The 12,509-nt window shown below is 62.9% G+C and carries 10 protein-coding genes; 7 read left to right on the top strand and 3 right to left on the bottom strand.

Annotated elements, in window-relative coordinates; all coding sequences use genetic code 11:
- Positions 1–4: 4 nt before the first annotated feature.
- Entirely contained in the window at positions 5–328 is a 324-nt protein-coding gene (trxA, locus tag F0A17_RS05950; protein WP_104202046.1) for a thioredoxin, read from the bottom strand.
- Positions 329–570: 242 nt separating this feature from the next.
- Between trxA and cysB the strand changes: the two genes are divergently transcribed.
- Entirely contained in the window at positions 571–1,542 is a 972-nt protein-coding gene (cysB, locus tag F0A17_RS05945) for an HTH-type transcriptional regulator CysB (protein ID WP_149327450.1), read from the top strand.
- A gap of 29 nt (positions 1,543–1,571) precedes the next feature.
- Here the strand turns inward: cysB and F0A17_RS05940 are convergent, their stop codons facing one another.
- Complete coding sequence (locus F0A17_RS05940) at positions 1,572–2,192, bottom strand: phosphoadenosine phosphosulfate reductase domain-containing protein (RefSeq protein ID WP_149327449.1); 621 nt, start codon at positions 2,190–2,192, stop codon at positions 1,572–1,574.
- Between the two features lie 136 nt (positions 2,193–2,328).
- Positions 2,329–3,687 carry an aminodeoxychorismate synthase component I gene (gene pabB, locus F0A17_RS05935; RefSeq protein WP_149327448.1) on the bottom strand — a complete coding sequence of 453 codons (1,359 nt, stop codon included), beginning with the start codon at positions 3,685–3,687 and terminating at the stop codon, positions 2,329–2,331.
- Between the two features lie 233 nt (positions 3,688–3,920).
- On the opposite strand from pabB, the gene F0A17_RS05930 reads away from it, so the two are divergent.
- From F0A17_RS05930 to prpD, 6 genes are all read left to right on the top strand, one after another.
- Positions 3,921–4,631, top strand: coding sequence for a GntR family transcriptional regulator (locus F0A17_RS05930; RefSeq protein WP_149327447.1), 711 nt, complete (start codon positions 3,921–3,923; stop codon positions 4,629–4,631).
- Between the two features lie 33 nt (positions 4,632–4,664).
- Positions 4,665–5,570 (top strand): methylisocitrate lyase, encoded by a 906-nt coding sequence (gene prpB, locus F0A17_RS05925; protein ID WP_149327446.1) that lies wholly within the window; start codon positions 4,665–4,667, stop codon positions 5,568–5,570.
- A gap of 48 nt (positions 5,571–5,618) precedes the next feature.
- On the top strand, positions 5,619–6,746 hold the full coding sequence (gene prpC, locus F0A17_RS05920; RefSeq protein ID WP_149327445.1) for a bifunctional 2-methylcitrate synthase/citrate synthase: 1,128 nt from the start codon (positions 5,619–5,621) through the stop codon (positions 6,744–6,746).
- Between the two features lie 73 nt (positions 6,747–6,819).
- Entirely contained in the window at positions 6,820–9,435 is a 2,616-nt protein-coding gene (gene acnD, locus F0A17_RS05915) for a Fe/S-dependent 2-methylisocitrate dehydratase AcnD (protein ID WP_149327444.1), read from the top strand.
- Positions 9,432–10,610, top strand: coding sequence for a 2-methylaconitate cis-trans isomerase PrpF (gene prpF / locus F0A17_RS05910; protein WP_149327443.1), 1,179 nt, complete (start codon positions 9,432–9,434; stop codon positions 10,608–10,610). Before acnD ends, prpF begins: the two co-directional genes overlap by 4 nt.
- A gap of 96 nt (positions 10,611–10,706) precedes the next feature.
- Complete coding sequence (gene prpD, locus F0A17_RS05905; protein ID WP_149327442.1) at positions 10,707–12,191, top strand: 2-methylcitrate dehydratase; 1,485 nt, start codon at positions 10,707–10,709, stop codon at positions 12,189–12,191.
- The last annotated feature ends 318 nt before the right edge of the window (positions 12,192–12,509 follow it).

The raw sequence follows: 12,509 nt of genomic DNA, 5'->3' as shown, positions 1-12,509 counted from the left end.
GGGCTCAGGCGTTCTGGTCGATGAACTGCACCAGCTGCGACTTGGACTGCGCACCGACCAGCGAGGCGACCTTCGAGCCCGACTTGAACAACATCACGGTAGGAACGCCGCGTACGCCCTGCTCGGCGGCAATTTCCGGCGCGTCATCCACGTTGATGCTAACGACCTTGAGGCTGCCGGAACGCTCCTCGGCAACCTCATCGATTACCGGGGCCATGACCTTGCAGGGGCCGCACCACGGAGCCCAGAACTTGAGCAGCACGGGCTGGTCTGCCTTCAGTACTTCCTGCTCGAAGTTGGCATTGGTGACATCGACGTTGTTGGCCATGTGAATCTCCAGTTACGTTGCGCTTCATCGAGCGGATCGTTGTGACATGCCAAGGCATGTCCGGTCGGCTGATGTTAGCGGTCGACCGGTTCCCTGGCAAATGGGCCAGCATCTCGACATTGGCGTTCGCTGGCGTTTCGATAGCCCGCGCACCCGTTTTGTGTTTATGCTATTTGGTGATTAGATGAGCCTCGTTTAATCACCGTTGCGTATCATTTTGCCGGGTGCCAGGAGAGTCGATCATGAAACTGCAACAGCTCCGCTACGTCTGGGAAGTGACCCGTCATAACCTCAACGTATCCGCCACGGCCCAGAGCCTGTTCACCTCGCAGCCCGGCATCTCCAAGCAGATCCGCCTATTGGAAGATGAGCTGGGGGTCGAAATCTTCGCGCGCAGCGGCAAGCATCTCACACGTGTCACCCCGGCGGGCGAGGCCATCGTCGAGCTGGCCGGCCGGGTCCTGCGGCTTACCGACAACATCAAGCAGGTGGCCCAGGAGCACAGCGACGAGCGCCGCGGTAGTCTGTCGATCGCCACGACTCATACCCAGGCGCGCTATGCGCTGCCTCCGGTGATCAGGGAGTTTACCCGCAAGTATCCCGATGTGGCACTGCACATGCAGCAGGGAACCCCGCGCCAGATCGCTCAGATGGTCAGTGATGGGCAAACCGACTTCGCTATTTGCACCGAATCGTTGGAGTTGTTCAACGACCTCGTGCTGCTGCCCTGCTATCGCTGGAACCGCTGTGTGCTGGTGCCTAGCGACCATCCACTGGCCAATGGCGAGGCATTGACCCTGGAGCGCCTTGCCGAGCAACCGATCGTCACCTACGTGTTCGGTTTTACCGGACGCTCCCAGCTCGATGACGCCTTCCGCGCCAGGGGACTCACGCCCAACGTCGTACTCACCGCCGCCGACGCCGATGTGATCAAGACCTACGTCCGCCTGGGACTGGGCGTCGGTATCGTTGCCCATATGGCCTACGATCCCGTGCTCGACAATGACCTGGTCGCGCTCGAGGCGGGGCACTTGTTCGAAAGTTCCGTGACCAAGATCGGCATTCGCCGTGGCACCTTCATGCGCGGCTACATGTACGATTTCGTCAAGGGCTTCGCCGATCACCTCGAGCGCGACTTGGTCGATGCCGCGCTGTTGGCCGGACCGCGCCATGAGCAGGAGTTGTTCGACGACATCGAGCTGCCGATGCGCTGAAGCGCGTCATCAGCGCTAACCGAGCGGATTCAGTGCTGCAGGTGAAGGCCGCACTCACGTTTCTCCTCCACCTTGGTGGGGTCGAAATAGTCGAATTCGTTGGGCAGGCCATGGGCTTGCAGATACTGGTACATATCGCGGGCGCTCCAGTACAGCAGCGGCGATACCTTCAGCAGGCCGTCGGCGTTGCGGCTCACTGGGGCCATTCGGGCACGCTCGGGTGTGTCTTCGGCACGCAAGGCGGTGAACCATACGTCCGGTGCCATTTCGCGTAGCGCACGCTCGAAGGGTTCGAGCTTCACCTCTCGTGTGAATCTCTCATGCCGTGGGTCGTCGATGCCTGGCATGGCTCCGTCGACGGCCTCACGATGCGCCCGGGAGCGGCGAGGAAGGTAGGTGATCAGGTTGAGCCCGAGACGTTCGGTGACGGCATCGGCGAAGCGATACGTCGCCGGCGTGTTGTAACCGTGATCCATCCAAACGACCGGGATGTCCGGCCGCTGACGCGTCACCATGTGCAGGATGACGGCCTCGAAAGGACGAAAATTGGTCGTGCAGATGGGACGTACGCCTTGCTCCAGAGCCCAGCGGACAAGGGCTTCTGGGTCACTGCCCAAATCACGGTTGACGGCATCGAGTGAGAGTTCCATGGGGGGTCCAAGGTTGTGTTGGCGATGCGCCTACCCTAGCAAAGCCCACCCGGCGCGCCCCAATACCATTTCCTTGGATTGATATATCTATTGGTTAATAAAAAAAGTTTTCTTATTCTCTCCTGCGTGCCTTCGCCTATGCCAGTGCCTGCATCAAATGGCGAATCTTGTCCAGCGTCTCGGTGTATTCCGCCTCGACCTCGGAGTCGGCCACCAGCCCACCGCCACCCCAGAGGTGGAGCTGCCCGGCATCGGCTACGGCGGTGCGAATGGCGATGGAGGTATCCATTCGCCCGCGCAGATCGATATAGCCCAGGCTGCCGCAATAAACGCTTCGACAGCTCAGTTCCAGCTCGTCGATGATCTGCATCGCGCGAATCTTGGGGGCGCCGGTAATCGAACCGCCAGGAAAGGCGGCGGCCAGCAGATCAAGCGGCCGTTTTCCCTTCGCCAGCTCACCGCATACGACGCTGACCAAGTGGTGGACGTTGGCGTAGCTCTCCAGCCCGCACAGTTGCGGTACTCGTACGCTGCCTGGCCGGCAGGTTCGTCCGAGGTCATTGCGCAAGAGGTCGACGATCATCACGTTCTCGGCGCGATCCTTAAGGCTGGCCGAAAGCTCGCTGGCCAGCCGTCGATCCTCTTCAGGCGTGGTGCCGCGGGGCCGTGTGCCCTTGATCGGACGGGTCTCCACGCGACCGTCGGCATGGCATCGCAGGAAACGCTCCGGAGAGAGCGAGAGAATAGCCTGCTCTCGATGGCCTGCGCTCCAGGCCATGTAGCCGGAAAACGGAGTCGGCGTGGCCCGGCGCAGCCGAAGGTAGGCCGACCACAGATCGCCCTCGAAGGGAGCGCTGAAGCGTTGGGCAAGATTGATCTGATAGCAATCGCCGGCACGAATGTAGTGCTGGATGGCAGCGAAGCGTCGAGCATAGCCATCGCGATCCATTTCGCTCGCGAAAGGAGCCAGCAGGTGGAAGGATGTGGCCGTGGGCGGGGCCGATTGCAGCCAGCCCAGCACTTGAAGGCGTCGCTCGGCGCTGGCCACCAGCCAGCTCTCGCGGGCCTCGTGATCCTGTATCAGCGCCCAGTCATACAGTCCGACCCGACTGGCGGGTAGCGAGACGACTTGGCGCGCCGACTCTCCCACGGGCTCCAACGAGCGGCCCAGATCGTAGGCCCAGTAGCCGATCAGGCCGCCGAGAAAAGGCAGTTCGCTGTCCGGAAGCGGCATCGCCACGCTATCGATCAGGCGCTGCTGAGCGGCGAAAGGATCGCCGTCGGCGACCGGTATGCCATCCACCGAGACTCGTCCCCTTGCATCGGTGATGATGACCGACACGGGATCGCAGCTGAGGATATCGTAGCGTCCACCTGGCGCGACAGGGCGGCCACTGTCTAACAGGACGGCACCGGGTCGTCGGCGCAGAACATCGAAGTAGGCGAGCGGGTCGTCTCGATAGGGGAGTGGGTAAGTCTCGAGTCGTGCAGTCATGAAAGGGGCCTTTCGGTACAGGCGACCCATTTTAGAGGGGCAGGCGGGTTTTGTCCTAGCCGCGTCGCTGATGCCGGAAAGTTACCGACATGCAGAGCGGATTGTCGACAGCATGACTCTCGCTCCCTACGTTGTCTACAACCAAAGGCGTAGCGAATGGCGCCAAGCGAGAGGTTGACCATAAGGAGGGCAATGTCTAAAGTCATCGAACCATTTGATTGTCGACAATTCCCATGAACTCAATCGCTCCAGATCACACCCCGCCCGAAGTTCGCACCCTGGCGGAGCGGGTCTTTCACGAGTTGCAGGATGCCATCGTCCGCGGCGAGCTGGCACCGGGAAGCAAGATCACCGAGCCGGGGTTGTCCAAGGCCTACGGCATTTCCCGGGGGCCATTGCGCGAGGCCATGCGTCGCCTGGAAGCCCATCGCCTGATCGAGCGGGTTCCCCACGTCGGGGCCCGGGTAGTCAAGCTGTCGATGAAGGAGCTGCTCGAGCTGTTCGACGTCCGCGAAGCCCTGGAGAGCATGGCCGCAAGGCTTGCCGCCGAGAACATGACCCGCGAGGAGATCGCCGGGCTGCGCGAGGTGCTGGCATTGCACGAGCGCCAGGAGGATCTGCAGAGCGGTGAGGCTTACTACCAGCGCGAAGGCGATCTCGATTTTCACTACCGTATCGTCCAGGGCAGCCACAATCGCATGTTGATGACCATGCTATGCGACGATCTCTATTACCTGGTGAGGCTCTACCGGACTCAGTTCAGTGCCAGCGGCGCCCGGCCCCAGCGTGCCTTCGTCGAACACCATCGCATCGTGGACGCCATCGAAGCGGGCGATGCCGAGCTGGCCGAACTGCTGATGCGCCGCCACGTCAGCGCCTCGCGGGCCAACGTGGCCGACCGCTACGCCGAGATTCTCAAGGAGCAGGCCGAGGCCACTGCCTGAGGCCGGTTCGAACGTTCACACAGGAGTCTATCCATGACGCAATCCACGCCCGGCGCTCGTTTCCGTGCCGCCCTCGAAGCCAATCGGCCGCTGCCCATCGTCGGTACCATCAACGCCTATACCGCCATCATGGCCGAGCGGGTCGGCCACCAGGCCATCTATCTTTCCGGCGGTGGTGTGGCCAATGCCTCGTTCGGCCTGCCCGACCTGGGCATGACCACCATGAACGATGTGGTGCAGGATGCTCATCGCATCTGTGGCGCCACCGACCTGCCGCTACTGGTGGACATCGATACCGGTTGGGGCGGGGCCTTCAACATAGCTCGCACTGTCAAGGAAATGCAGCGCGCCGGGGTGGCCGCCGTGCATCTTGAGGATCAGGTCGCGCAGAAGCGCTGCGGGCATCGTCCCAACAAGGAGATTGTCTCGAAGCAGGAGATGGTCGATCGCATCAAGGCCGCCGCCGACGCACGTATCGATCCCGACTTCACCCTGATCGCGCGCACCGACGCCTTCCAGAAGGAAGGGCTGGATGCCGCCATCGACCGCGCCAGCGCCTGCATCGAGGCCGGGGCCGATGCCATCTTCGCCGAGGCGGTGCATACCCTCGACGATTACCGGGCCTTCTGCCATCGCGTCGACGCGCCGATCCTGGCCAACATCACCGAATTCGGCGCCACGCCGCTGTTCAGCCAGCAGGAGCTCGCCGAAGTGGGCTGCCGCATGGTGCTCTACCCGCTGTCGGCCTTCCGCGCCATGAACGCGGCCGCATTGAAGGTCTATCAGAGCATTCACGACAAGGGGCATCAGCGTGACGTGGTCGAGCTGATGCAGACTCGTGACGAGCTTTACGATTTCCTCAACTACCACGCCTTCGAGCAGAAGCTCGATGCGCTGTTCGCGGAAAACCCGCTGGGCGGGAAAGGCTCGGGCGCCTGAGCCTTCTCGTTACGACGACAAGAAAACGATAGCTCAAGGAGACACGACATGGCAGATAAACCTAACGCTGGCGCCGGCCTGCGGGGTCAAAGCGCAGGTAGCACGGCCCTGTGCACCGTCGGCAAGACCGGCTCCGGTCTGACCTATCGCGGCTTCGATATCAAAGAACTGGCCGAGAAGGCGAAATTCGAAGAAGTCGCCTACCTGTTGCTCAAGGGCAAGCTGCCCAACCAAGTCGAGCTCGACGCCTACATCGGCAAGCTCAAGGGGCTGCGCGGCCTGCCGGCAGCGCTCAAGACCGTGCTCGAGCAGATTCCGGCCAGCGCCCACCCCATGGACGTGATGCGCACCGGGGCCTCCATGCTCGGCAACCTCGAGACCGAGGAGAGCTTCGAGGAGCAGCAGGACGTCTCCGACCGCCTGCTCGCCGTGCTACCTTCGATCATCTGCTATTGGTACCGCTACAGCCATGACGGCGTACGCATCGAGACCGAGACTGACGACGAGTCGGTGGGCGCTCACTTTTTGCACCTGCTGCGCGGCGACGCGCCCTCCGAGCTGCACGCCCGGGTGATGAACGTCTCGCTGATCCTCTACGCCGAGCATGAATTCAACGCCTCGACCTTCACCGCGCGCGTGTGTGCCTCGACCCTTTCCGACATGCATTCCTGCGTCACCGGCGCCATCGGTTCGCTACGCGGCCCGCTGCATGGCGGCGCCAACGAGGCGGCCATGGACATGATCGAGAACTGGACGTCGCCGGAAGAGGCCGAGCGCGAGATCATGGGCATGCTTGAGCGCAAAGAGAAGATCATGGGCTTTGGGCATGCGATCTATCGCGAGTCCGACCCGCGCAACGCCATCATCAAGGGTTGGTCGAAGAAGCTGGCCGAGGACGTGGATGACACGGTCCTGTATCCGGTGTCCGAGCGCGTCGAGGAGGTGATGTGGCGCGAGAAGAAACTGTTCTGCAACGCCGACTTCTTCCACGCCAGCGCCTACCATTTCATGGACATTCCCACCAAGCTGTTCACGCCGATCTTCGTCTGCTCGCGCGTTACCGGCTGGTGTGCCCATGTTTTCGAGCAGCGCGCCAATAACCGTATCATTCGCCCCAGCGCCGACTACATCGGCCCGGAGAAGAGCCAATGGGTGCCGATCGAGGAGCGTGACTGAACCTGTACGTACAGGCGGCCTTCGGGCCGCCTCTCCCTTACCCGCTCCCACACCACGCGAAGACCGTCGACTCATGAATACTCACTATCGTAAACCGCTTCCCGGCACCGAGCTGGACTACTTCGACGTGCGTGAGGCCGTCGAGGCGATCCAGTCCGGTGCCTACGATACCCTGCCTTATACGTCCCGCGTACTGGCCGAGCAGTTGGTGCGCCGCTGCGAGCCGGCGCTGCTCGCCGATGCGCTCAAGCAACTGATCGAGCGTCGCCGCGATCTGGATTTCCCGTGGTACCCGGCGCGGGTAGTCTGCCATGACATCCTCGGCCAGACGGCACTGGTCGACCTGGCCGGCCTGCGCGACGCCATCGCCGAGAAGGGCGGCGACCCGGCCAAGGTCAACCCGGTGGTGCCGACTCAGTTGATCGTCGACCACTCGCTGGCCGTCGAATGCGGCGGCGACGATCCCCAGGCGTTCGACAAGAACCGCGCCATCGAGGATCGCCGCAACGAGGATCGCTTCCACTTCATCGACTGGACGCGCACCGCGTTCGAGAACGTCGACGTGATCCCCGCCGGCAACGGCATCATGCACCAGATCAACCTGGAGAAGATGTCGCCGGTGATCCAGGTCCGCGACGACGTGGCCTACCCGGATACCTGCGTGGGCACCGACAGTCACACCCCGCACATCGACTGCCTGGGCGTCATCGCCATCGGCGTCGGCGGCCTCGAGGCCGAAACCGTGATGCTCGGCCGCCCCTCGATGATGCGCCTGCCCGACATCATCGGTGTGGAGCTGACCGGCAAGCGTCAGCCCGGCATCACCGCTACCGACATCGTGCTGGCCATCACCGAGTTCCTGCGCCAGGAGCGGGTGGTAGGCGCCTATTTGGAGTTCTTCGGCGAAGGGGCCGAGAGCCTGACCATCGGCGACCGCGCCACCATTTCCAACATGACGCCGGAGTACGGCGCTACCGCGGCGATGTTCTACATTGACCAGCAGACCCTCGACTATCTGACCATCACCGGGCGCGAGCCGGAGCAGGTGGCGTTGGTGGAAAACTACGCCAAGACCGTGGGGCTATGGGCTGACAGTCTCAAGCGCGCCGAGTACGAGCGTGTGTTGACGTTCGATCTTTCCACCGTCGAACGCAACCTCGCCGGGCCCTCCAACCCGCACCGTCGCCTGCCCACCTCGGCGCTGGCCGAGCGCGGCATTGCTGCCAACCTGGAGCAGGCGCTGGCCGAGGAGAGGGCCGGCAGGATGCCCGATGGTGCGGTGATCATCGCCGCCATCACCAGCTGTACCAACACTTCCAACCCCCGCAACGTGGTGGCCGCGGGGCTGTTGGCCAAGAAAGCCAACGAACTGGGTCTAGTACGCAAGCCCTGGGTGAAGTCGTCGTTCGCGCCTGGATCGAAAGTCGCTCGCCTGTACCTTGAGGAGGCCGGACTGCTGCCCGAACTCGAGAAGCTCGGCTTCGGTATCGTCGCCTACGCCTGCACCACCTGCAATGGCATGTCCGGTGCGCTGCGGCCGGAGATTCAGCAGGAAATCATCGACCGCGATCTCTACGCCACCGCGGTGCTCTCCGGCAATCGCAACTTTGACGGGCGCATCCATCCCTTTGCCAAGCAGGCCTTCCTGGCCTCGCCACCGCTGGTGGTGGCCTACGCCATCGCCGGCACCGTACGCTTCGACATCGAGAAGGATGCGCTGGGCTACGACAAAGAGGGCAACCCCGTCGCCCTCAAGGAGCTGTGGCCTTCCGACGAGGAGATCGATGCCATCGTCGGCGAGTACGTCAGGCCCGAGCAGTTCAAGCAGGTCTACATCCCGATGTTCAACCTCGACGAGGTGGAACGGGCCAAGAGCCCGCTCTACGACTGGCGTCCGCAGAGCACCTACATTCGTCGGCCGCCCTACTGGGAGGGCAACATGGCGCAGAAGCGTGGCCTCAAGGGCATGCGGCCGCTGGCGATCCTGCCGGACAACATCACCACCGACCACCTGTCGCCCTCCAACGCCATCCTCGCGGACAGCGCGGCGGGCGAGTACCTGGCCAAGATGGGCCTGCCGGAGGAGGACTTCAACTCCTACGCCACCCACCGCGGCGACCACCTCACCGCGCAACGCGCCACGCTGGCCAACCCCAAGCTGTTCAACGAGATGGTGTGCGACGAGAACGGCGAGGTGATCCAGGGCTCGCTGGCGCGTATCGAGCCGGAGGGCAAGGTGACGCGCATGTGGGAGGCCATCGAAACCTACATGGAGCGCGGCCAACCGCTGATCGTCATTGCCGGGGCCGATTATGGCCAGGGCAGCTCGCGCGACTGGGCGGCCAAGGGCGTGGCACTGGCCGGCGTGGAGGCCATTGTTGCCGAGGGCTTCGAGCGCATTCACCGCACCAACTTGGTGGGCATGGGCGTAATGCCACTGCAGTTCCAGGCGGGCACCACGCGCCACACGCTGAAGCTCGACGGCACCGAAACCTACGATGTGGAAGGCAAGCCGGCGCCGGGGGCCACCCTGACATTGGTCATTTATCGTGCCGATGGCGACACCCTGCGCGTGCCGGTCGTCTGCCGCCTGGATACCGCCGAGGAGGTCTCCGTTTACTCCGCCGGTGGCGTACTGCAGCGCTTCGCCCAGGACTTCCTCGAATCGGAGGAGGCGGTCAGCGCATGAGCCAGGTTCCCCAAATCAAGATTCCCGCCACCTACATGCGTGGCGGTACCAGCAAAGGCGTCTTCTTCCGCCTGGATGACCTCCCCGAGGCCGCCCGGCAGCCCGGTCCGGCCCGCGATGCGCTGCTGCTGCGAGTGATCGGAAGCCCCGACCCTTACCAGAAACAGATCGACGGCATGGGCGGGGCTACCTCCAGTACCAGCAAGACGGTAATCCTGTCGAAGAGCGGAAGTCCCGACCATGACGTCGACTACCTGTTCGGCCAAGTCTCCATCGATAAGCCTTTCGTCGACTGGAGCGGCAACTGCGGCAACCTTTCCGCTGCCGTGGGGCCTTTCGCCATCAGCAACGGTCTGGTGGATCCCTCGCGCATTCCCGAGAACGGCGTCGCCACGGTGCGGGTCTGGCAGGCCAACATTGGCAAGACCATCGTCTCCCGTGTGCCGATCACCAACGGAAAGGTGCAGGAGACCGGCGACTTCGCGCTCGACGGTGTGACCTTTCCGGCCGCCGAGGTGGCGGTCGAGTTCATGGACCCGGCCGACGGCGAAGGTGCCATGTTTCCCACCGGCAATGTGGTCGACCCGCTCGAGGTGCCCGGTGTGGGGACCCTTGAGGCCACCATGATCAATGCCGGCATCCCCACGGTGTTCGTCAATGCGGGAGCGATCGGCTATAGCGGCACCGAGCTGCAGGAGGCGATCAACGGTGATACCAAGGCGCTGGCGATGTTCGAGTCGATCCGCGCCCATGCCGCCCTACGCATGGGGCTGATCCGGGAAGTCAGCGAGGCAGCCGAGCGTCAGCACACGCCCAAGGTGGCCTTCGTTGCCCCGCCAGCCGATTATGTCGCTTCCAGCGGCAAGGCCATCAAGGCCTCTGACATCGACCTGGTCGTGCGCGCGCTCTCCATGGGCAAACTGCACCACGCCATGATGGGGACGGCGGCAGTGGCCATCGCGACGGCGGCGGCGGTGCCCGGTACCCTGGTCAATCTGGCCGCCGGTGGCGGTGAGCGCAACTCGGTGCATTTTGGCCATCCCTCCGGCACCCTGCGAGTGGGGGCGGAGGCTTCGCTAGTCGAGAGTCAGTGGACAGCGACCAAAGCGGTAATGAGTCGTAGCGCCCGGGTGCTTATGGAAGGCTGGGTGCGTATTCCCGGTGACGCCTTCTAGGGTCTTTCTGGCCGGAGTTTTGCGCCCTGAGTCGCAAGGCTCGGGGCGTTTTCTATAGTGAAGGGAGACAACAGCGAGCCTGCGACAGGAGGGAGCATGAGCGCCACCGTCGAACGCAACGTCCGACCCGACTACGACCCCGAGCTGCAGAGGATCGCCGACTACGTGCTCGATTACCGTATCGAGAGTGACGAAGCGCTGGATACTGCACGAAATTGCTTGATCGATACCCTGGGCTGCGGCCTTCTCGCGCTGCGCTTCCCCGAATGCACCAAGCACTTGGGGCCGCTGGTCGAGGGGACCGTGGTACCCCATGGCGCCCGGGTGCCGGGCACGTCCTTCCGCCTGGACCCCGTCAAGGCGGCCTGGGATATCGGCTGCGCGATTCGCTGGCTCGATTACAACGACACCTGGCTTGCTGCCGAGTGGGGGCACCCCTCCGACAATCTGGGTGCCATTCTCGCCGTGGCGGATCATCTTTCGCAAAAGCGAGTCGCCCAGGGCGAGGCGCCGCTGACCATGCGTGACGTGCTCGAGGCCATGATCAAGGCTCACGAGATCCAGGGGGTTCTGGCGCTCGAGAACGCCTTCAACCGGGTCGGGCTGGATCATGTGGTACTGGTCAAGGTGGCATCCACGGCGGTAGCCGCCCACTTGATGGGGGCGAGTCGGGAGCAGCTACTGTCGGCGCTGTCGCACGCCTGGGTCGACGGGCAGAGTTTGCGCACCTATCGCCATGCGCCCAATGCCGGCTCGCGCAAGAGCTGGGCCGCGGGAGACGCTACCTCTCGCGGCGTGCGTCTGGCCGATATCGGCCTGCGCGGCGAGATGGGCATCCCCGGCGTACTCAGCGCGCCCCAGTGGGGTTTCTACGACGTGCTCTTCTCCAAGACCAATAAGGACCAAAAGCTCAAGCCCGAAGGGGAGAGGGCATTTCGCTTCCAGCGTGAGTTCGGCACCTTCGTGATGGAGAATATCCTGTTCAAGATCGCCTTTCCCGCTGAATTCCATGCCCAGACCGCCTGCGAGGCAGCGGTACGGCTCCATCCGCAGGTGAAGGATCGCCTGGAAGAGATCGAGCGTATCGTTATCACCACCCATGAGTCGGCGATTCGCATCATTTCGAAAGAGGGAGAGCTGGCCAACCCGGCGGATCGCGATCATTGCCTGCAGTACATGGTGGCCGTACCGCTTATCTTCGGTGATCTCACGGCCGAGCATTACGAAGATGATTTTCATCGTCAGCACCCGCTCATCGATACGCTGCGGGACAAGATGGAGGTGAGGGAGGAGCCCCGCTATACCCAGGACTATCTGGCCGCCGACAAACGCTCCATCGCCAACGCCATCCAGGTGATCTTTCGCGATGGCAGCGCCACGGAGTGTGTCGAAGTGGCGTATCCCATTGGCCACCGCCGTCGACGTGACGAGGGAATCCCGATCCTCGAAGAGAAGTTCAAGCACAACCTGGCGACACGTTTCCCTACCGGGCGTTGCGAGCGCATCTTCGCTCTGTGCGAGGATCAGACGCAGCTTGAAGCCATGCCGGTTCACCGCTTCATGGATCTGTTCGTGATTTGATTCGCTCTGAACGTGGGATGAGAAATTTGAAAGGGCCATGGCTGAGTTGGTCACTATGTTCTATATTTTTTGGATGAAGGGTTGCAGCCTTGGTGGTTTATCCGTAAAGTACGCATCCGCTGCCGGCGACGGGCAACGTCACCGGCGGTAGGAGGAGAGGTAAGTGGTTGTCCTGGTTTGGATTTTTCGACTCGCTTCGCTAAATCCTCGCTTGACGCCCACGGCGGATTCGGTAGAATGCGCGCCACTCGATATCGAAAGCCACGCGGGCTTTCGGCGGTCGCCAGCCACGCTGGCCTTCGATGCCGACAACGCCAC

The organism is Billgrantia pellis, assembly GCF_008297955.1.
Lineage (GTDB): Bacteria > Pseudomonadota > Gammaproteobacteria > Pseudomonadales > Halomonadaceae > Halomonas > Halomonas pellis.
The sequence above is the reverse complement of the archived record's forward strand: the minus strand, read 5'-3'. Positions and strand labels throughout refer to the sequence as shown.